The following is a 19,064-nucleotide window of genomic DNA, read 5'->3' on the forward strand; positions in this document are numbered from 1 at the left end:
GAAATTGAAACGCGCGGTAATCGCGCGACTGTCGCCCGGGAACAACGTTTCCCGTACCGGGCTTGCCTCGCGCGCCGTCAGGCCGTTTGCGCCACCCCGTCGCCGTCGCGACCATCGTCGCCGCCGTTCCCCGCGCGACGCCACGCGCGCCGCACGATCTCCGCGAACGCGCCCGCAAGCAGCAGCACGGCGCCCCACAGCGCGACGTCCGGCGCGAGCCGCGTCGCGAGGCCGCCGACCACCGCGCCGGCCAGGAAGCAGAAGCTGATCGTCGCGAGCAGCGCCGAGTCGTGCAGCGCACCCGCGTCGTAGCGCGGGATCAACCCGACGAACAGCTTCTGCGCGGCACGCCGCAGGTTGCCGGTCGTCATCACCGACGTGTACGACAGTTCCTCGAGATGGGTGAACGACAGCGTCTGCAGCGTCGCGACGAACGAGATGCCCGGAACCAGCCACGCGCTCGACGCGCCGACGAGGCCACTCGCGGCGACGCCGAGAAACGCGATCTCGACGATCAGGCTCGCGAACGCGGTGTGCCGCATCCAGCCGCGCTGCGCGGCGAGACCGAGCAGGTGCGCGACGAACACTGCGATCACGAAGCCGACGAGCGGCGGCACGTGATGCAGCGCGGCGGCCCATTCGCCGGCCGACAGGTTGATGCCGAGCAGCGCGACGTTGCCGGTCATCGTGTTCGCGAACACGTGGCCGTGGCCGACGTACGTGTACGCGTCGAGGTAGCCGCCGGACAGCGTCAGCAACGCGGCGACAGTGAGATTGCGGCTGGCGCCGTCCAGATCCATCGATCCTCCCGTGAATATTCGCGCCAGTATGCTGCACGGGAGATGGCTTGTCCTTGGCTCACTGCCCGATGCCCGTGAGCCCGATCAACGCGCCGGCCGCGAGCAGCCACAGCGGATGGAGGCGCGTGCGCCACGCGAGCACCGCGCATGCGGCGGAGATGCCCCACTGGATCGCGGTGCGGTTCGACGCTTCCGAGATCAGCACCGCGCTGGCCGCGACGAGCCCGACCGTGACCGGCATCAGCCCCTGCTGCACGTAGCGGCGCCACGGCCGGTCGCGAAAGCGCTCCCACGCGTGCAGCGCCAGCACCGTGACGAGCGACGACGGCCCGAACTTCGCGATCGACGCGACCAGCAGCCCGGCCCAGCCGGCCACATGCCAGCCGACCAGCGACACGATCATCATGTTCGGCCCCGGCGCGGCCTGCGCGAGCGCGAACAGCGCGGTGAACTCGTGCGCGCTCATCCAGTGGTGCACGTCGACGACCTGCCGCTGCATCTCCGGCAGGATCGTGTTGCCGCCGCCAAATGCGAGCAGCGAAAGCTGGCTGAAGATCGTCGCGATCGCGACCAGCGTGTCGTTCATGACTGGCCTCCGTCGCGCGCGGCCGCGTGCTGCGGTGCCGGCGTATCGCGGCGGCGCGACGCGAGCCAGATGCTCGCGGGCGTCAGCACCAGCATCGTGGTCAGGAGCGGCATGCGCAGCACCGCGATCGCGACGAACGCGAGCGCCGCGATGCCGGCCGCGGTGCGCGGCGCCTGCCGCAGCTGTTTCGCGACCTTCACGGCCATCGCGACGAGCAGGCCCGCGGCCGCGGCAGCGAGCCCGCCGAACAGGTGCTGCACACGCGGATCGCCCTGCGTCTTCGCATACAGCACGCCGAGCGCGACGACCACGAGCGTCGGGCCCGCGATCAACCCGAGAATGCCGGCGAACGCGCCCGCGACGCCGCGAAAGCGCATGCCGACGGCGACCGACAGGTTGATCACGTTGCCGCCCGGCAGGAACTGGCACAGCCCGAGCAGATCGGTGAATTCGTCGGCGGTGAGCCATTTGCGCTCGTCGACGATCGTACGCCGTGCGAACGGCAGCGCGCCGCCGAACGACATCAGGCCAAGCGACAGGAAACCGGTGAACAGCTCGGCGAGGCTGATCCGGCGCGGGGACGCGGCGGGCGGCGGAGAAACGGATTGCATGGGGGTCCTCATCAAACGGTGCCTCGAGGTTACCGCCGTTCCGCACCCCGGCAAAACGATTTTATCGGCGCGCCTTTGTGACCTAGAATCACAAGCATGGCACGCGATCTCCCTTCCTTTTCCGCGCTTCGGGCCTTTGAAGCAGCGGCACGACACGAAAGCTTCAGCGCCGCCGGCGACGAGCTGCATGTGACTCACGGTGCCATCAGTCGGCAAATCGCCGGGTTCGAGGCGTGGCTCGGCAAGCCGGTGTTCCACCGCTATGGCAAGCGCGTGAAGCTCACCGACGAAGGCCGCCGCTATCTGGATACCGTCCGTGCCGCGTTCGACAGCATCGCGCTCGCCACCGAGCAGCTGCGCAACACCGGTGCCGCGCGCGTGCTGCGCATCAATGCGCTGCCGACCTTCGCGATGAAATGGCTGCTGCCGCGCCTGTCGCGGTTCCAGCGCGACGTGCCGAACGTCGAGCTGAAGCTGTCCACGTCGAACGCGCCGCTCGACACGCTCGACGGTTTCGACGTCGCGATCCGCCGCGGCCCCGGCCACTGGCCGAACTGCACGAGCGGCCACTTCCTCGACGAAAGCGTGATTCCGGTCTGCAGCCCCGCGCTGCTCAAGCGCGCGCCAATCGCCCGGGCGGACGACCTCGCGCGGCACGTGCTGCTGCATTCGGATACGCGGCCGGAAGGCTGGCGCGACTGGTTCGCGGCGGCCGGCGTGACGATGAAGGGGCGCAAGCGGCAGTCGTTCGATCACTTCTACCTGGCGCTGCAGGCGGCCGTCGACGGGCTGGGCGTCGCGCTCGGCCCGCTGCCGCTGATCGACGACGAGCTCGCGAGCGGCCGCCTCGTGATGCCGCTGCCCGGGCCGCGCATCGCGACGCGCAGCTACTGGTGGATCGCGCCGGGCGCGCCGGCCGGCGATACGCTCGTCGCGCAGTTCTGCGCGTGGCTGCAGGCGCAGTCGAATATCGGCCCGTAAATACGTGCCGGCGGGCGGCATTGCACCGCCCGCTGCCGGGTCAGACCACCGGGCCCGGTTCCTTTTCCTTGCGCAGGATCGCATACAGGATGATCGCGCCGAACGTCGCCGTGCCGATCCCGCCGAGCCCGAAGCCGCCGAACTTCAGCGAGAAGTTGCCGGCGCCGAGCACCAGCGTGACGGCCGCGACGATCAGGTTGCGGTTGTCGGAGAAGTCGACCTTGTTGACGACCCAGATCCGCGCGCCCGTCACCGCGATCAGCCCGAACACGACGATCGACACGCCGCCGAGCACCGGGCCCGGAATCGTCTGGATCACCGCGCCGAACTTCGGCGAGAAGCCCAGCCCGATCGCGATCAGCGCGGCGACCGCGAACACCAGCGTCGAATAGATCCGCGTGACGGCCATCACGCCGATGTTCTCCGCGTAGGTGGTCACGCCCGTGCCGCCGACGCTGCCCGACACGATCGTCGCGAGCCCGTCGCCGATGAACGCGCGACCGACGTAGCGGTCGAGGTTGGTGCCCGTCATCGCGCTCACCGCCTTGATGTGGCCGAGGTTCTCCGCGACCAGGATCACCGCGATCGGCGCGAGCATCAGCATCGCGTGCGGATCGAAGACCGGCGCACGGAAGCTCGGCACGCCGAACCACGCGGCATGCGCGACGATCGAGAAATCGACCGGCTTGCCGAGGCCCATCCCGTTGGTGGCGATCGCATAGATCACGTAGGCGATCACCAGCCCGACGAGGATCAGCAGGCGCTGCATCATCCCGCGCGCGAACACGGCGACGCCGCCGACGCACAGCACCGTGACGAGCGCCATCACCGAGTCGAAGGTCGACGCCGACACGCCCTTGACCGCGATCGGCGCCAGGTTCAGCCCGATCACCGCGACCACCGCGCCGGTGACGACGGGCGGCATCAGCGTCTCGATCCAGCGCGTGCCGATCGCCTGCACCAGCGCGCCGAGCGCGACGTACACGACGCCGCACGCGATGATCCCGCCGAGCGCGACGGGGATGTTCGGGTTCGGCCCGCTGCCGCCGTAGCCCGTCACCGCGATCACGAGGCCGATGAACGCGAAGCTCGAGCCGAGGTAGCTCGGCACGCGACCGCCGACCAGCACGAAGAACAGCAGCGTGCCGATGCCCGACATGAAGATGCACAGGTTCGGGTCGAAGCCCATCAGCAGCGGCGCGAGCACGGTCGAGCCGAACATCGCGACGACGTGCTGCACGCCCATCGCGACCATCTGCGGCCACGCGAGGCGTTCGTCGGGGCCGACCACGCGCGCGGCGGCGCCGGTCGGTTGCACCCGCCAGCGCGGGAAATAGGAATCGGACATGGGGAAAAGGGCTCCTGTCGAACGCCGGCTGCGGACGGTGCGCCGGTCTGGAATCTGGCGCGAGTTTACGGAGCGGAAATGGGGCTGGCAAGCGCGAACCGCCGGTGCAGCGGTCGTGCCGTCGGGCGGAGTGCCGCACGGCACGATCGCGTCGATGAAGGCCGATGAAGGCCGACGGAGGCCTGCCGGCGCTCGCCGCGATGCAAGCGTGCGCTCACATCGCAGCGGGCGCCACGGGGGTCACGGATTGATGTACTGGAACAGCGACATGTTCTGCAACTGCGCGTACGCCTTCTGCGCGCCGCTCAGCGCGTTCTGCACCTGCAGGTACTGGCTGATGGTCGTCACCATGTTGGTGCTGGTCAGGTCCGACAGGTTGCTGCTCGTCTGCAGCGCCGCGGTCTGGTTGACGGCCTGCATCGCCTTGACTTCCTGCTCGCGGCCGCCGACCGATGCCAGCACCGTCGTGACGTTGCGCATCGTGTTGTTGATCTTCGTCGCGGCCGTGCCCATCGTGTTCGACAGCGCGGCGCTCGCCGTCGGGTTGCCGGTGACGGGCGTCTTCAACGCCGTGATCATCGAATCGAGCGTCGAGAACACGTCGACCCCGCTCGCCTGCGGCGCAGGCGTGACCGAAAAGGTGTCGTTGACCGCCGGCGTGCCCGACACCGCCACCTTCATCCCGCTGCCGAGCGCGATCGCGGTGCCCGACGTGTAGGCCTGCGCGGGCGTGGTCGTCGGCGGCGACGCCGTATTGTCGGTCACCGTGTAGGTCGGCGCGGCCGCCGTGCCGCCGAAGGTGATCGTGAACTGATGCGCGTTCGTCGCGGCCGATGGGTCCGTCACCGTGACGTTGCCAATGGTGGCCGTGCCCGTGTTGCCCACGCCTGCCGCCTGCACCGGCGAGCTGCCCAGCGCCTGCACCGACATGAACACCGAGAGGCCCGAGTCGCCCTGCGGCACGCTGCGCGAATCGTCGATCTGTACCGTGCGCGTGCCCGTATCGCCGACATAGCTGATGCCGCCGGCCGCGTTCTTCGTGAACGGCGCCGCCGCATTCTTGTAGCCGGCGAACAGGTAGTTGCCCGCGCCGTCCGTCGAGTTCGCGAGCGACAACAACTGGTCGCGATAGCCCTCGAGCTGCGTCGCGAGCGCCGCGCGGTCGCTGTCCGCGAGCGAACCGTCGCCGGCGCGCACGATCACCGACTGGACGCTGCCGAGCACGGTGCCGACGTTCTGCAGCGTCTGGTCCTCGGCCTGCAGCGACGCGAGCGCCACGTTCTGGTTCGCCGCGTACTGCGACAGCGTGGCCGACGTCATCGACAACTGCACCGCCTGCGCCGCGCCCACCGGGTTGTCGGCCGGCGTCGTCAGGCTCACGCCGCTCGAGATCTGCTGGTAGAGCTGCGCGAGCTGGGCCTGCTGATCGTTCATCTGACCAACGTTCAGCTGGTAGAACTGGGTCGTGGAAATCCGCATCGTTTCTATCCTCTCGAATCCGGTCAGCTGAACAGGCCCAGCACGGTCTGGAACAGCGACGACGCCGTCTGGATCACTTTCGCGTTCGCCTGGTAGAGCTGCTGGTACTGCATCAGGTTCGCGGCTTCCTCGTTCTGGTTCACGCCCGACACCGACTGCTGCGCGGACGTGATCTGGCCGACCAGCGCCGTCTGTGCCGTGCTCGACGACTTGAGCTGGCTCGCGGCGTTGCCGATGTTGTTCACGTAGTTCGCATAGGCCCCGGTGAGCGTCGTCGTGCCGCCGCCGAGCGTCTTCGCGTTGACGAGCTTCGACAGCGCGAGCGCGTTGCTGCCGTCGCTCGTGCCGCCCGCGTACGGTCCGATCGTGAACGAATCGCCGTCCGACGGCGTGCCCGACAGCGTGACGGTCACGCCGTTCATCGCCCCGGCGGCCGTCCCGGACATCGTCATCGCGGCACCGGTCGTCGGGTCGTACGGCACGGAGTCGGTCGGCGTGTTGATCGTCACCGAAGTCGGCGGCGTGCCCGGGATCGTCACCGTGGTTCCGACCGGGAAGCCCGACAGCGACTTCGTCGCCGCGTCGTAGGTCAGCTTGGTCGACGGCACCTGGTAGCCGGCGCTCACCCCGCTCAGCGCGATCTTGGCGGTGCCGATGTTGGTGCTCGACGGCGACGTGATGGCCGGCGACGCGGCCGCGATCGCCGAGCCGCTCGTCGTCGCGAGGCCGAAGCCCGACAGCGCGCCGCGCGTCGGAAGCACGGTGAACTGGTCGCCGGCATTCATCGCGCCGGACGAGAACGAGAAGTTCAGCCCGCCGAGCGAAAGCGGCATCGGCCCGGCCTTCTGGTCGACCACCGCGCCGCTCGCGCGGTCGGTCAGCGTGTAGTTCGTGCCGTCGTACGATAGCGTGTAGTCGCTCGTCGTCGGCTGCGACGCGTTGGCGAACGAGACGGAAAGAGACGCGTTGCCGGTATTGCCCTGGGTCGAATAGACGGCCGGGGCCGCCACCGTGAACAGGTTGCCGCCCGGCTTGCCCGACAGATCGATGCCGAGCGCGTTCTGCCCGTTGACCTGCGCGGCGAAACTGGCCGCGACCGCGCCGAGTTGCGCCTGCGCGGGGTCGAGCGTCTGGCTGCGGAACGCGAGCAGGCCACCGAGCGTGCCGCCCGACAGCGACGCATCCGGCAGCGCCTGGTTCGGGCCTGGCGGATTCGCGCCGGCGATCCCCTGCGACACGACGGTCAGCTCGCTCGGATCCGACGGCGACGTGACGGTCGCGAGCTGATAGCTCTTGTCGGCGAGAACGAGCGGCTGGCCGCCCGCGAGGAACACGCTGTAGCCGCTGTCGTTGCGCACCACCTGCACGCCTGCGAGGCTCGACAGGTTCGACACCGCGAGGTCGCGCTGGTCCATCAGCTGGTTCGGCGGCTGCCCCTGGCTGCTCGCCGCCGAGATTTGCTGGTTCAGATTCGCGATCTGCGCGGTGTACGTGTTGATCTGCGACACCGTGCTGGTGAGCTGCGTATTCACGCTCTGGCGTAGCGCGTCGTACTGCTGGCCGGCCGCGTTGAGCTGATTCGCGAGGATCTGCGCGTTGCTGATCGCGGTCTGCCGCACCGACGGATCGGCGGCGCTGTTCGCGACGTTCTGCAAGCCGGTGAAATAGCCCGTGATCGCGGTCGAGATCCCGGCCGTCGGGCTGCCGACGTAGTTGTTCAGCTGCGCGACGAGCGAATACCACGTCGACAGCGCGCCGCCCTGCGACTGCGCGCTGTTCAGCTGGTCGCTCAGGTACTGGCTGTACTGCCGCTGCACCGTGACGGTGTTCACGCCCTGCGGCATGTAGCCGCTCGACGTGTACTGGCCGCTCGCCTCGGCATAGACCGGGCGTTCGACCGAATAGCCGGGCGTCGCGGCGTTGCTGATGTTCTGACCGGTCGTCGTGAGGCCCCAGAGCGCGGCATTGAGGCCGCTGACACCGAGGTTCATGAGTGTGTTGGACATGCGCGATCCTGATGAGCCGGCCGCGCTGCGGCCGCCGGGTTGCGTAACTCCCGGTATAACGGCCGCGGATCGGAAAAATTGAGGGAAAAATGCGCATGCGACGCGCGCGTGCGCGTCGTCTGTCGAACGGCGCGGCGGACGCTGCCGGCACCGGTGCGAAAGCGGCCCCGGGCGGGGCCGCGAGAGGGGCGTAGGTCAGGCCCGCGCGAGCGAGCGGCGCTTCATCTCGAGCTGCGTGATCAGGCGCTGCAGCGTGTTCTCCGCGCTGCCCGGCAGCGACATGAAGCGAAAACCGAGCTGGAAGCGTCGCGAACCGTTCGGCATCTGGGTCGAACGTTGCGACACGAGCCGCAGGTCGAGCGACAGCGTGCCGTGGCCGGTCAGCTCGAGCTCGACGTCCGGCAGCAGCGTGCCGACTTCGAGCGCCTCGACACGCTCGTCGGCCGTGCGCAGGCCGACGCCGCCGAGCGACAGGTTATGCACCTCGAACACGAAGCTCTCGCCGTCCGGCAGCTTGCCGCGACACAGGAACGGATCGACGATCGGCGCATCGACACGGAAATACTCGCGGCGCTGGATGCACATCAGCACGTCGGGGAAATCGGCGACGAACGCGGGCAGCCCCTCGTAGCGCGTCTCGCGCGGCGTGCTCGTGGTGAATTCCACGCGCACGCCTTCGGGCGCCGCCGCGAACGTGCAATGCGACGCGCCGAGGATGCCGGCGTTCTGCTCGGACAGCGCGCCCCAGTCGAACGTGAACGTGCGCGCGCCGACGTCGACCTCGAGCAGGCGCGTGACGAGCTGGCCGCCCGGGTACTGGACGGTCAGGAAGTCGCCTCGGTTCACGAGGTTGCGCAGCTGCACGCCGATCTCCAGCGGATTGCGGCGGGCGTAGTCAGGCCCGGAATGGCCCGCATCCAGGCTCGGATCGGTCGACGTTTCGATATTCATGGCTAGCCGGTTTTCTTTTCATGGGCGCCCGGGCAACCGGTGCGCAGTAAAACCGGGCCAGAACATGGCCCGGTTGCAGGTCTCACACACTTAGCGGCAGTGCTCACCGAAAGTTTAGATCGAAATGCCGGTTTTTTTCGCGCAAACGTTGAAACCGCGCGCGGCAGGGTGCCGGACGCGGTCCGTAAGACTGCAAGAAACGGGCGGCGGGCGGGGCCGTTCCGGCCCCTGCCCCGTCAGCCGATCTGCTGCATGATCGAGATCAGCTTCTTCGCGTAGTTCGGGTCGGTCGCGTAGCCGGCCTTCTGCATCCCGTGCGCGAAGCCCTCGACGCTGCGGCTCGCGCTCAGCACGCCCGCGTAGCGCGGGTTGTTCTTCAGCAGGTTGGCATAATCGGTCATCGCGTGTTCGTACGAATCGTACGCGCGGAACTTCGCGACGACGCGGCGCGGCGTGCCGTTCACGTATTCGGTCGTCAGCGCCGACACCGTGCGGCCCGTCCAGCCCTTGTTCGCCTTGATGCCGAACACGTTGTAGCTCGTCGAGCCGTCGCTCGCGCGGATCTCGCGCTTGCCCCAGCCCGATTCGAGCGCGGCCTGGCCGACGATGAAGCGCGCCGGGATGCCGGTGGTCGCGCTCGCCGCCTGGGCCGGGCCGGCGAGCCGGTCGACGAACGCGTCGGCGTCCTGCGCGCCGCTCGCGCCCTTCAGCGGCGGCGTCAGCGCGCTGCCGGCCGTGTAGCCGCGCGCGCCGGCGAGCCCGCCGTTGTTCGCCGCGTTCGCGTAGGCCCTCGCCATCGCGTTCATCGCGGCCAGGCTGCCTTCGTTGCCCGACGTGCCCGAGCCGGCCGCACCCAGGCCGACCGCGCCGAGCCCGGCCGCGCCGGCGTCGGCCGCCGTGTCGCCGCCCGCGCCCTGCCCCGCGTTGCGCAGCAGCTGCTTCATCAGCGCGTCGGCCACGCCGATCCCGCGCTTCGACATCTGCTGCGCGAGTTGCTGGTCGAGCATCGACGTGTACATCTTCGACGTGTGCGAATCGAGCAGCCCGCCGTCGGGCGACGCGTCGCGCATGCTCTTGAGCATCATCTCCGTGAACATCGCGTCGAACTGGCCCGCGACCGCTTTCGCGCCGGCCTGCGGCGACTGCTTCGCCTGCGCGCGCAGCGCGTCGAAGCCCTGCACGTCGAGTGCGAAGCGCTGCGTCAGGTCATTCGCGTTCGGGAGGTTCGCTGCCATTTAGATGATCTCCAGATCGGCGCGCAACGCGCCGGCCGCCTTCATCGCCTGCAGGATCGACATCAGATCCGCCGGCGTCGCGCCAAGCGTGTTCAGCGCCTTCACGACGTCGGCGAGGTTCGCGCCGGCCGTCACCATCTTCAGCGCGCCGTTGTCCTGCTTCAGCTGGATCTGCGATTGCTGCGCGACCACCGTCTGCCCGTTCGAGAACGGCCCCGGCTGCGACACCACGGGCTGCGTGTTGACGACCACCGACAGGTTGCCGTGCGCGACCGCGCAGCTTTGCAGCGTGACCATCTGGTTCATCACGATCGAGCCGGTGCGCGCGTTCAGGATCACCTTCGCGGCGGCCTTGTCCGGGCTCACGTCGAGGTTCTGCAGGCGCGCCATGAACGCGACCTGCTGCGCGGAATCCGCCGGCGCGGCGAGCTGGATCGTGCGGCCGTCGAGCGCCGTCGCGGTGCCCGGGCCGAAGCTCGAATTGACCGCGGACACGATCCGCTGCGCGGTGCCGTAGTCCATGTCGTTCAGTTGCAGTTGCAGCACGCCGTTCATCTGCGCGATCGCGTTCGGCACCGCGCGCTCGACGATCGCGCCGCCGACGATCCGGCCGGCCGCGAGCTGGTTCACCTGCACGCGGCTGCCGTTCGCGCTCGCCCCCGCGCCGCCGACCGCCATGTTGCCCTGCGCGAGCGCGTACACCTGGCCGTCCGCGCCCTTCAGCGGCGTGAGCAGCAGCGTGCCGCCGCGCAGGCTCTTGGCGTTGCCGAGCGACGAGACCGTCACGTCGAGCGCCTCGCCCGGCCGCGCGAACGGCGGCAGTGTCGCGGTCACCATCACGGCCGCGACGTTCTTCAGCTGCATGTTGTTCAGCGACGACGTGCCGCCGTTCGCCGAGCCGTTGTTGATCGAGATGCCGAGGTTCGCGAGCATGTTCGCGAGCGTCTGCGTGGTGAACGGCGTCTGCATCGTCTGGTCGCCCGTGCCGTCGAGGCCGACGACGAGGCCATAGCCGATCAGCGGGTTGTCGCGCACGCCCTGGATCTGCGCGAGGTCCTTCAGGCGCTCCGCGTGCGCGGGGGCCGCGCCGAGCGCGCATGCCGCCAGCAAGAACGCGGCGGCGAGCCGCGCGACGGCAGGCACGCGCGACACACGGGACGACAGGCGATGGAAAAGAGGCTGCTGCATCGTCATCACCACGGTGCGATGTTGAGGAAGAAGCGCTGCAGCCAGCCCATCGTCTCGGCTTCGTTGATGTAGCCCTTCGACGAGTATTCGATCTTCGCGTCGGCGACCTGCGTCGAGTAGACGGAGTTCGCGCCCGAGATCGTGTTCGGGTTGACGACGCCCGAGAAGCGCACGAATTCGTTGCCCTGGTTGATCAGCATCTGCTTCTCGCCGCTGACGACGAGGTTGCCGTTGGGCAGCACGTTGGTGACGGTCACCGTGATCGTGCCGTTGAACGTGTTCGCCGCGCTCGCGCCGCCCGTCGCCGCGAACTTGTTGTTGCCGGCCGCCGACAGGTTCGCCTTCGCGAACAGCCCGCCGAGGAAGCCGGCCGTCGGCACGTTGAAGTCGGTATTGCCCTGCCGGTTCGTGTTCGCGCCCGACGACTTGGTCGCGTTGATGTTCTCCGCGATCATGATCGTCAGGATGTCGCCGACGTTGCGCGGCCGCTGATCCTCGAACAGCGGCCGGCCCGCGTAGCCCGGGTTGTAGATCGAGCCGGGCGCCTGCATCGCCATCGGCATCGGCGGCTGCGCCGTCATCGGCTGCTGGATGATCGGGTCGCGCGGAATCTGCGCGCAGCCGGCGAGCGCGGCCACCGCGACCGCGCACGCGGCGCGGACGGGGGCTGACGGGAGGAGGCGAACCTGCTTCATGGCGACGACGGGACTTTCCGGTTAGCTCTTCATCTGCGTGACGGTCTGCAGCATCTGGTCGGACGTCGTCACGGCCTTGCTGTTGATCTCGTACGCGCGCTGCGTCTGAATCATGTTGACGAGCTCCTGCACGACGTTCACGTTCGACGCCTCGACATAGCCCTGGTTGAGCACGCCGGCGCCGTTCAGGCCCGGCTGCGACACGTTCGGCGCACCCGACGACGTGGTCTCGGCGAACAGGTTCTCGCCCTTCGCCTCGAGGCCGGCCGGGTTGATGAAGGTCGCGATCTGCAGCGAGCCGATCTGCACCGCGTTGCTCGAGCCCGGCTGCGTGACCGATACGACGCCGTCCTTGCCGATCGTCAGCGACTGCGCGTTCTGCGGCACGGTGATCGCCGGCAGGATCTGGTAGCCGCTCGACGTGACGAGCTGGCCTTGCGCGTTGGTCTGGAACGAGCCGTCGCGCGTGTACGCGTTCGTGCCGTCCGGCATCAGCACCTGGAAGAAGCCCGCGCCGTTGATCGCGACGTCCTTCGAGTTGCCGGTCTGCGTGAGGCCGCCCTGCGTGTACAGGCGCTCGGTCGCGACCTGCTGCACGCCGGTGCCGAGCTGCAGGCCCGACGGCAGTTCGGTTTGCTGCGTCGAGTTCGCGCCCGGCTGGCGGATGGTCTGGTACAGCAGATCCTCGAACACCGCGCGCGACGCCTTGAAGCCGTTCGTGCTGGTGTTCGCGAGGTTGTTCGAGATCACGTCCATCTGCGCCTGCTGCGCATTCATGCCGGTGGCGGCGATGTAGAGCGATCGGTTCATGTTGAATCTTCTCCTGGTAGCGAGGGCCGTGCCGCTCAGCTGAAGTTGAGCAGCTGGTTCGCCGACTGCTCGTTCTGGTCGGCCGTCTGGATCAGCTTCGACTGCAGCTGGAACGCCCGTGCGTTGTCGATCATCGCGACCATCGCGGTCACCGGGTTCACGTTGCTGCCTTCGAGCGAATTCGGCGTGACGACCACGCCCGGGTCGCTGTCGGCCGGATTGCCGTCGGCGGTGCGGAACAGCCCGTCGTTGCCGCGCGTGAGCGTGGCAGGGTCGGGGTTCACGAGCTTCATCTGGTCGACGATCGCGACCGCCGTCGGCGGGTCGCCCGGCATCAGCGCGGACACCGTGCCGTCCTTGCCGATCGTCACTTCCGCGTTCGGCGGCACCGAGATCGGGCCGCCGTTGCCGATCACCGGCAGGTTGCTCGCGTTGACGAGCTGGCCGTTTTCGTCGACGTGCAGGTTGCCCGCACGCGTGTACGCCTCGCTGCCGTCGGCGGTCTGCACCGACAGCCAGCCGGCGCCCTGCACCGCGACATCGAGCGGGTTGCCGGTGCGCGTGATCGGGCCCGGTGCGTAATCCGCGCCGGGCGTCGACGCGAGCACGTAGGTGCGCGTCGTCGTCGGGTCGATGTTGCTGCCGTCGCCGAAATTCATCGGCACCGCGCGATAGGTCGCGAGTTGCGCGCGAAAGCCCGTCGTCGACGCGTTCGCGAGGTTGTTCGCGACGATCGCCTGCTGGTCGAGCGACTGCGACGCGCCCGTCATCGCCGTGTAGATCAGTCGGTCCATGGCTGCCGGTTATCCGCGCATTACAGGTTGATGAGCGTCTGGTCGACGGTCTGCTGCGTCTTGATCGTCTGCGCGTTCGCCTGGTAGTTGCGCTGCGCGGTGATCAGGTTGACGAGCTGCGACGTCAGGTCGACGTTCGAGTTCTCGAGCGCACTGCCCTGCAGCGAACCGTGATTCGTGCTGCCCGGCGACGAAATCTGCGGCACGCCCGACGCGGACGATTCGGCGTACTGGTTGCCGCCGAGGTTGACGAGCCCGTTCGGGTTGTTGAAGTTCGCGAGCACGATCTGGCCGAGCACCGCCGTCTGGCCGTTCGAATAGTTGCCGGTCAGCTTGCCGTCGGCGCCGATCGAGAAGGTCGTCAGCGTGCCGCTCGCATAGCCATCCTGCGCGAGGTTGTTCACACCGTCCTTGCCGCCGTACTGCGTGGTGCCGGTCAGGTCGAGCGTGAGCTGCTGCGGCGTCGCCGAGCCGTCGGTGTTCGGGACGGTGAACTGGAACTGGCCGAGCGATGCGGTCGGGGTGGCCGGCGTGCCCGTCGTCGTGCTCTGGATCGCGCCCGACGAGTTGAATGTCACCGTGCCGAGATCCGTCGTGGTGCCGCCCTGCACGCCCGCGTAGGCTTCCCACGTGCCGGCCGCCGATTTCACGAAGTACATGTTGACCGCCTGCGAGCCACCGAGCGAGTCGTACACCTGGATCGACGTCGAGTAGTTGTACGTCGTGGTGTCGGTCGCGCTGAACGGCGTCTTGGCCGGCACCGTGTCCTGCGAGTTCAGGTTGAACTGGCCGGTGATCTTGGTCGTCGCGGTCGGCGCGATGTTGGTGGTCGGCGCCTGCAGCGGCACGGTCTGCGCGGTGTTGACCACGCCGCCCGTGCTGGCCGCGTAACCCATCAGGTTGCGGCCTTGCGAATCGACGATGAAGCCGTTCTTGTCGCGCTGGAACGTGCCGTCGCGCGAGTACGTCGTCACGCCGTTGTTCGACATCTGGAAGAAGCCGTTGCCGTTGATCGCGACGTCGAGCGACGAGTTCGTCGTGTTGATCGTGCCTTGGCCGAATTGCTGCTGCACCGATGCGAGCGTCGTACCGATCCCGATCTGCGTGTTGACCGACGTCGCGACCGAGTTCGCGTACATGTCGGAGAACTGCGCGGTACTCGACTTGAAGCCGACCGTGTTCGCGTTCGCGATGTTGTTGCCGATCACGTCGAGCGCGTTCGATGCGCCGGCGAGGCCGCTCAGACCCTGTTGATAACCCATTTCGGTCTCCGTTTTCGAGAAAGCTGGATCAGTTGGTGGTGGTCGTGCCGCCGGACGACGACGACGCGGTGTTCGGGAAGATCGACGCGACCTGGGTCAAGCCCACCGTCGTGCCGTTCGACAGCACGAGCCCCGCCGTGCCGTCGGCCTGCTTGATCACGCTCTGCACCTGCGCGGCCGCGAGCACGGTCGGTGCATACGTCTTGCCGTCCGAGCCCGTGTACTGCGCGCTCACGGTGTAGTTGCCGTCGGGCAGCGCGTTGCCGGCCGCATCCGTCGGCGTCCAGTTGAACGGCACCGTGCCGGCCGACTGCTTGCCCGCGTCGATCGTGTTGACGACGGCGCCCGAGCTGTTCTTCACGGTGATCGTCAGGTTCGACACGTCGCTCGTGAGCGACACGCCGAACGGCGACGCCGCGCCGCTCTTCACCGCGACGCTGTTGCCCGGCGCGAGCACGTTCGTGCCGATCAGCAGCGCGGCCTGCGTCTGCTGCCCGGCCGCGAGCTGCGTCGACAGCGACGTGAGCGACGTGTTCAGCTGCGCGATGCCGCTCACCGTATTGATCTGCGCGAGCTGCGACGTCATCTGCGAGCTGTCGACCGGGCTCGTCGGATCCTGGTTCTGCAGCTGCGTGACGAGCAGCTTCAGGAACGTCGCCTGCAGATCGCTCGCCGACGTGCCGTTCGTCGACACGTTGTTGGTGTTCATCGTGTCGGTCGGCAGGGTCGACACGTTGGTGCCGCTGCCGCCGATCGTCGTGCTGGAGGAAGTCATCCTGGGTGGCCTTGTTTCGGAACTGTCGGGTCTGGGTCTCGATGGGGACGGTCGCTCTGCGCGCGGCTTACGTGCCGATCGTCAGCGTCTTGAGCATCAGCGTCTTCGCGGTGTTCAGCGTCTCGACGTTGGCCTGGTACGAGCGCGACGCCGAGATCATGTTCACCATCTCCTGCACCGGATCGACGTTCGGCATCTGCACGTAGCCGTTCGCGTCGGCGGCCGGGTTCGCCGGGTCGTAGGTCGACTTCATCGGCGACGGATCGTCGACCACCTTCGTCACGCGCACGCCGCCGACGCCCTGGCCGGACGCGGTGCGCGCGCCGCCGATCGGGTCGGTGGCGAACACGACCTGCTTCGCCTTGTACGGCTTGCCGTCGGGGCCGGTCGCGCTGTCGGCGTTCGCGAGGTTCGACGCGGTGACGTTCAGGCGCTGCGATTGCGCGGACAGCGCCGAACCGGCGACGCCGAAGATGTTCATCAACGAGGGCATGGGGGCTCCTTGTGCTCGGATACGGAAGCGGCGCGCGCTTACGAGTTCGTCGAGATCGCGGCGATCATCGCCTTGATCTGCTGGGTCATCACGGTCATCCCGGTTTCGTAGTGCAGCGCGTTGTTCGCGAACTGCACGCGCTCGACGTCGAGATCGACCGTGTTGCCGTCGAGCGACGGCTGCAGCGGCATCCGGTACTGCGCGCGACCGTAGTCGTCGGCCGGGCCGCCCGTCGGAATCAGCTTCGCGGTGCCGGCCATGTGGCCCGGCGCCGTCGACACCATCGTCATCCCGCTCGTCACGCCGGCCGGCTGCGCCATCGGCAATTGCGCGGCGTTGCTCGGCGCGAGGCCGCCGCCGGTCTGCTTCAGCGAGCGCGCGAGGGTCGACGCGAAATCGACGTCGCGGGCCTGGTAGCCGGGCGTGTCGGCGTTCGCGATGTTCGACGACAGCAGTTCCTGCCGATAGGCGCGCACGTCGAGCGCCTGTCGGCCGAACGCGAATTCGGCATCGAGTTTGTCCAGCATGTGTGCGTCTCTCCGTATGAAGCGCTGCACGCCCCCTTGCGCCGGATGGCGACCCAAGGGGCTTTTTTCCATGACAGCGATGGTAGGCGTCGGGCGCAACCGGCAATCGGACGAATAACGCGGCAAAGGCCCCCTCTATTCATCGTTTGCGCGACGGCCCGGCTCCCTAGAATGCGAATCGGATCAACGGCTTCGAGGACACGGCGATGACAGGCGCACTTCGCGGAAACGACGGACGCGGCACGCGCATGGCGCGTGCGTTCGCGCTCGCCGCGGCGCTGTGGCTCGCGGTGCCGCTCGCGCACGCGGACGACGGGATGATCGTGATTCCCGGACGCGGCGAGACGGCCGAGACCGCGCTCGCGCATGCGAACGCGGCGAGCGGCGGGCAGTTCGGCGGGAATGCGGGCACGGCGTCGGGTACGGGCATGGCGATGGCCGGCGGTGCGGGTGGCGCGGGCGGTGGCGCCGGCGTGACCGGCACGGCCTCGGCCGGCTATGCGGCGCCGCCGGCCGGCGCGATGGTCGTGACGAGCGTCCCGCCGCCGGCCGCCGTGCCGGCGCCCGCGCCGCGCCCCGCCTACGCCACCGCGCGCACGAACGCCGGCGATGACGCGCGGCGCGCCGCCGATCCGGGTGCCGTCGCGACCGTCGTCGCCGGCACGGCCGAACCCGCATCGAATCCCGCGCGAGCGGCCATCGCCGCGCGCATGGCGGCGGCCCGGGCCGCTTCAGCCGCGCCGGCCTCGCGCGCGCCGGGCGCTGCCGTGAACCCGGCCCAGGCCACCACCGCGTCCCAGCCGGCCACGCTACCCGGCCAGCAGGACCCCGACACGATCCGGCGCACGGCCCTCGCGTTCCTGCAGCAGCAGGTCGCGGGCCTGCCGGGCAAGACCACCGCGACCGTCGCGGCCGCGTTTCCGCGCGGACTCGCCGCGTGCACGACGCTCGAGGCATTCCTGCCGACCGGTGCGCGCCTGTGGGGCCGCACGACGGTCGGCGTGCGCTGCGCCGGCGAGCGGCCGTGGACCGTCTATCTGCAGGCGAAGGTCGCCGTGCAGGCCACCTATTACGTCGCCGCTCGGCAGATCGCGCCCGGCGAGCCGCTCACCGCGGCCGACCTCGTCGCGCGCGACGGCGACCTGACGGTGCTGCCGCTGGCGGTGATCACCGATCCCGCGCAGGCGGTCGGCGCGATCGCGCTGGCCCGGATCTCGGCCGGGCTGCCGTTGCGCCAGGACATGCTGAAGAGTGCCGCGTCGGTGTCGGCCGGCCAGACGGTGCGGGTCGTCGCGGCCGGCCCCGGCTTCACGATCTCGGCCGATGGCAGCGCGCTCGCGAATGCGGCGCCGGGCCAGTCGGTGCGGGTCAGGATGGCGGCGGGCCAGATCGTCACGGCGATCGTCAAGGACGCCGGGACCGTGGAAATTCCGCTATAGGGACGGATCGCGCCGCAAGATTGTAAAGAATTGTTTATTCGGAGGATTTCGGGCTCACGATGCTAAAGTTCGGGCCGACCCGGCCGTTATCTGGGTCATACCGTACAGGAAACCCATCGTGAAGATCGATTCCACTCCGAACCCGAGCCCACTCGCGTCGACCGGCAACGGCGCGACCCGCGCGCAATCCGGCGCGGCTTCGTCGTCGTCCGCGCAGGCGGCCGACGCAGGATCGACCGGCGGCGACACGACCGTGAACCTGTCGGGTCTGTCCGGCCAGCTGCGTTCGCTGTCGGCCTCCGGCAGCGCCGACATCGACACGGCCCTCGTCCAGTCGATCAAGGACGCGCTGAACAACGGCACGTTGACGATCGACGTGAACAAGATCGCCGACGGCGTACTGAATACCGCCCGCGACCTGCTGCAAAAGCAGCGCCCGCAGGGCAACTGAGCCGGCCCGGGGCCCGTCACGCCCTGACCGGTCCCCTGGTTTGCCGGCATGCGGACACGCGTGCCGGCGCGACGAGCATGACGCGATGAGAGAAGAGCTGCTGGCCACGGTCAACGACGAACACGCGACGGTCGAAGCGTTCGCGTCCCTGCTCGCCTACGAGGAAAAGGCACTGACGACGCCGGAGCCGCTTGAAATGCTGCCCGGCATCGTCGAGAAGAAAAGCGCGCTGATCGACCGGCTCGCGCAGCTCGAGCGCACGCGCGACACGCAGTTGTCCGCGCTCGGCTTTCCGGCCGGCAAGAAAGGGATGGACCAGGCCGCCGAGCGCGATGCCCGCCTCGCCGGCCGCTGGCAGTTGCTGCTGCAGGCCGCCGAACGCGCGCGCCAGGCCAATGCGACCAACGGGATGCTGATCCGGATCCGGATGGACTACAACGAGCGCGCGCTCGCGGTGCTGCGCTCGGCGCCCGCGCCGGCCGGGGTCTATGGCCCGGACGGGCGCGTGTCGGCGCTGATGCGTTGATGCCCCGACTGCACCGACTGCACCGACTTCACCGATTGCCCCGATTCCACTGACGTACCGATCACGCCGGCGCACCGACGCGCCGGCTGCGCATCGCGCGGCCCTGC

The 19,064-nt window shown here is 68.8% G+C and carries 20 protein-coding genes; 4 read left to right on the forward strand and 16 right to left on the reverse strand.

Annotated features, from left to right (window positions below):
• Positions 1-77 precede the first annotated feature (77 nt).
• The 3 genes from DIE11_RS21620 to DIE11_RS21630 are packed head-to-tail and all read right to left on the reverse strand — an operon-like array spanning position 78 to position 1,997.
• Positions 78-800, reverse strand: coding sequence for a YoaK family protein (locus DIE11_RS21620; protein ID WP_124626923.1), 723 nt, complete (start codon positions 798-800; stop codon positions 78-80).
• Between the two features lie 58 nt (positions 801-858).
• Positions 859-1,386 carry a chromate transporter gene (locus DIE11_RS21625; RefSeq protein ID WP_059607343.1) on the reverse strand — a complete coding sequence of 176 codons (528 nt, stop codon included), beginning with the start codon at positions 1,384-1,386 and terminating at the stop codon, positions 859-861.
• On the reverse strand, positions 1,383-1,997 hold the full coding sequence (locus DIE11_RS21630; RefSeq protein WP_124626925.1) for a chromate transporter: 615 nt from the start codon (positions 1,995-1,997) through the stop codon (positions 1,383-1,385). The genes DIE11_RS21625 and DIE11_RS21630 overlap by 4 nt, the downstream gene beginning before the upstream one ends.
• 96 nt (positions 1,998-2,093) lie before the next feature.
• Between DIE11_RS21630 and DIE11_RS21635 the strand changes: the two genes are divergently transcribed.
• Positions 2,094-2,978: a transcriptional regulator GcvA gene (locus DIE11_RS21635; protein WP_059607347.1), complete on the forward strand. Its 885-nt coding sequence runs from the start codon at positions 2,094-2,096 to the stop codon at positions 2,976-2,978.
• Positions 2,979-3,018: 40 nt separating this feature from the next.
• Here the strand turns inward: DIE11_RS21635 and DIE11_RS21640 are convergent, their stop codons facing one another.
• The 13 genes from DIE11_RS21640 to flgB form a co-directional block, all read right to left on the reverse strand.
• On the reverse strand, positions 3,019-4,326 hold the full coding sequence (locus DIE11_RS21640; RefSeq protein WP_124626926.1) for a solute carrier family 23 protein: 1,308 nt from the start codon (positions 4,324-4,326) through the stop codon (positions 3,019-3,021).
• 240 nt (positions 4,327-4,566) lie between these two features.
• Positions 4,567-5,805: a flagellar hook-associated protein FlgL gene (gene flgL, locus DIE11_RS21645; protein WP_124626928.1), complete on the reverse strand. Its 1,239-nt coding sequence runs from the start codon at positions 5,803-5,805 to the stop codon at positions 4,567-4,569.
• Positions 5,806-5,828: 23 nt separating this feature from the next.
• On the reverse strand, positions 5,829-7,811 hold the full coding sequence (gene flgK, locus DIE11_RS21650) for a flagellar hook-associated protein FlgK (RefSeq protein WP_124626930.1): 1,983 nt from the start codon (positions 7,809-7,811) through the stop codon (positions 5,829-5,831).
• A gap of 195 nt (positions 7,812-8,006) precedes the next feature.
• Entirely contained in the window at positions 8,007-8,762 is a 756-nt protein-coding gene (locus tag DIE11_RS21655) for a flagellar brake protein (protein ID WP_124626932.1), read from the reverse strand.
• A 236-nt stretch (positions 8,763-8,998) separates the two neighbouring features.
• Complete coding sequence (flgJ, locus tag DIE11_RS21660) at positions 8,999-9,997, reverse strand: flagellar assembly peptidoglycan hydrolase FlgJ (RefSeq protein ID WP_124626934.1); 999 nt, start codon at positions 9,995-9,997, stop codon at positions 8,999-9,001.
• Positions 9,998-11,185 (reverse strand): flagellar basal body P-ring protein FlgI, encoded by a 1,188-nt coding sequence (locus tag DIE11_RS21665; RefSeq protein ID WP_124626936.1) that lies wholly within the window; start codon positions 11,183-11,185, stop codon positions 9,998-10,000. It lies immediately after the preceding gene.
• Between the two features lie 5 nt (positions 11,186-11,190).
• The gene (gene flgH / locus DIE11_RS21670; protein WP_124626938.1) at positions 11,191-11,880 is read right to left on the reverse strand and encodes a flagellar basal body L-ring protein FlgH; all 690 of its coding nucleotides are present in this window, start codon (positions 11,878-11,880) and stop codon (positions 11,191-11,193) included.
• 21 nt (positions 11,881-11,901) lie between these two features.
• A complete protein-coding gene (gene flgG / locus DIE11_RS21675) occupies positions 11,902-12,690 on the reverse strand; it encodes a flagellar basal-body rod protein FlgG (RefSeq protein WP_014895799.1) in 789 nt (262 codons plus the stop codon).
• A 35-nt stretch (positions 12,691-12,725) separates the two neighbouring features.
• Positions 12,726-13,484 (reverse strand): flagellar basal-body rod protein FlgF, encoded by a 759-nt coding sequence (flgF, locus tag DIE11_RS21680; protein WP_124626940.1) that lies wholly within the window; start codon positions 13,482-13,484, stop codon positions 12,726-12,728.
• Positions 13,485-13,504: 20 nt separating this feature from the next.
• Complete coding sequence (gene flgE, locus DIE11_RS21685; protein WP_124626942.1) at positions 13,505-14,746, reverse strand: flagellar hook protein FlgE; 1,242 nt, start codon at positions 14,744-14,746, stop codon at positions 13,505-13,507.
• 28 nt (positions 14,747-14,774) lie between these two features.
• On the reverse strand, positions 14,775-15,521 hold the full coding sequence (gene flgD / locus DIE11_RS21690; RefSeq protein ID WP_124626945.1) for a flagellar hook assembly protein FlgD: 747 nt from the start codon (positions 15,519-15,521) through the stop codon (positions 14,775-14,777).
• A 67-nt stretch (positions 15,522-15,588) separates the two neighbouring features.
• Positions 15,589-16,014, reverse strand: a complete 426-nt coding sequence (flgC, locus tag DIE11_RS21695) for a flagellar basal body rod protein FlgC (RefSeq protein WP_059448498.1) — start codon at positions 16,012-16,014, stop codon at positions 15,589-15,591.
• Positions 16,015-16,052: 38 nt separating this feature from the next.
• On the reverse strand, positions 16,053-16,541 hold the full coding sequence (gene flgB, locus DIE11_RS21700; protein ID WP_059448497.1) for a flagellar basal body rod protein FlgB: 489 nt from the start codon (positions 16,539-16,541) through the stop codon (positions 16,053-16,055).
• Positions 16,542-16,747: 206 nt separating this feature from the next.
• On the opposite strand from flgB, the gene flgA reads away from it, so the two are divergent.
• The 3 genes from flgA to DIE11_RS21715 all read left to right on the forward strand — a co-directional run bounded on the left by flgA (position 16,748) and on the right by DIE11_RS21715 (position 18,957).
• On the forward strand, positions 16,748-17,980 hold the full coding sequence (flgA, locus tag DIE11_RS21705) for a flagellar basal body P-ring formation chaperone FlgA (protein WP_124626947.1): 1,233 nt from the start codon (positions 16,748-16,750) through the stop codon (positions 17,978-17,980).
• Between the two features lie 118 nt (positions 17,981-18,098).
• Positions 18,099-18,431, forward strand: a complete 333-nt coding sequence (gene flgM / locus DIE11_RS21710; protein WP_124626948.1) for a flagellar biosynthesis anti-sigma factor FlgM — start codon at positions 18,099-18,101, stop codon at positions 18,429-18,431.
• 85 nt (positions 18,432-18,516) lie between these two features.
• On the forward strand, positions 18,517-18,957 hold the full coding sequence (locus DIE11_RS21715; RefSeq protein WP_039317824.1) for a flagella synthesis protein FlgN: 441 nt from the start codon (positions 18,517-18,519) through the stop codon (positions 18,955-18,957).
• Positions 18,958-19,064 lie beyond the last annotated feature (107 nt).

It is taken from the genome of Burkholderia sp. Bp9012, from assembly GCF_003853825.1.
Lineage (GTDB): Bacteria > Pseudomonadota > Gammaproteobacteria > Burkholderiales > Burkholderiaceae > Burkholderia > Burkholderia diffusa.

What these genes read in the sequence shown, in the direction of transcription:
- DIE11_RS21665 (WP_124626936.1), bottom strand. Translation starts at nt 11,185, where the DNA reads ATGCAGCAGCCTCTTTTCCATCGCCTGTCGTCCCGTGTGTCGCGCGTG.
- DIE11_RS21640 (WP_124626926.1), bottom strand. Translation starts at nt 4,326, where the DNA reads ATGTCCGATTCCTATTTCCCGCGCTGGCGGGTGCAACCGACCGGCGCC.
- DIE11_RS21620 (WP_124626923.1), bottom strand. Translation starts at nt 800, where the DNA reads ATGGATCTGGACGGCGCCAGCCGCAATCTCACTGTCGCCGCGTTGCTG.
- flgC (WP_059448498.1), bottom strand. Translation starts at nt 16,014, where the DNA reads ATGCCCTCGTTGATGAACATCTTCGGCGTCGCCGGTTCGGCGCTGTCC.
- flgG (WP_014895799.1), bottom strand. Translation starts at nt 12,690, where the DNA reads ATGAACCGATCGCTCTACATCGCCGCCACCGGCATGAATGCGCAGCAG.
- flgK (WP_124626930.1), bottom strand. Translation starts at nt 7,811, where the DNA reads ATGTCCAACACACTCATGAACCTCGGTGTCAGCGGCCTCAATGCCGCG.
- DIE11_RS21630 (WP_124626925.1), bottom strand. Translation starts at nt 1,997, where the DNA reads ATGCAATCCGTTTCTCCGCCGCCCGCCGCGTCCCCGCGCCGGATCAGC.
- DIE11_RS21715 (WP_039317824.1), top strand. Translation starts at nt 18,517, where the DNA reads ATGAGAGAAGAGCTGCTGGCCACGGTCAACGACGAACACGCGACGGTC.
- flgH (WP_124626938.1), bottom strand. Translation starts at nt 11,880, where the DNA reads ATGAAGCAGGTTCGCCTCCTCCCGTCAGCCCCCGTCCGCGCCGCGTGC.
- flgB (WP_059448497.1), bottom strand. Translation starts at nt 16,541, where the DNA reads ATGCTGGACAAACTCGATGCCGAATTCGCGTTCGGCCGACAGGCGCTC.
- flgJ (WP_124626934.1), bottom strand. Translation starts at nt 9,997, where the DNA reads ATGGCAGCGAACCTCCCGAACGCGAATGACCTGACGCAGCGCTTCGCA.
- DIE11_RS21635 (WP_059607347.1), top strand. Translation starts at nt 2,094, where the DNA reads ATGGCACGCGATCTCCCTTCCTTTTCCGCGCTTCGGGCCTTTGAAGCA.
- DIE11_RS21625 (WP_059607343.1), bottom strand. Translation starts at nt 1,386, where the DNA reads ATGAACGACACGCTGGTCGCGATCGCGACGATCTTCAGCCAGCTTTCG.
- flgE (WP_124626942.1), bottom strand. Translation starts at nt 14,746, where the DNA reads ATGGGTTATCAACAGGGTCTGAGCGGCCTCGCCGGCGCATCGAACGCG.
- flgD (WP_124626945.1), bottom strand. Translation starts at nt 15,521, where the DNA reads ATGACTTCCTCCAGCACGACGATCGGCGGCAGCGGCACCAACGTGTCG.
- flgL (WP_124626928.1), bottom strand. Translation starts at nt 5,805, where the DNA reads ATGCGGATTTCCACGACCCAGTTCTACCAGCTGAACGTTGGTCAGATG.
- DIE11_RS21655 (WP_124626932.1), bottom strand. Translation starts at nt 8,762, where the DNA reads ATGAATATCGAAACGTCGACCGATCCGAGCCTGGATGCGGGCCATTCC.
- flgF (WP_124626940.1), bottom strand. Translation starts at nt 13,484, where the DNA reads ATGGACCGACTGATCTACACGGCGATGACGGGCGCGTCGCAGTCGCTC.
- flgA (WP_124626947.1), top strand. Translation starts at nt 16,748, where the DNA reads ATGACAGGCGCACTTCGCGGAAACGACGGACGCGGCACGCGCATGGCG.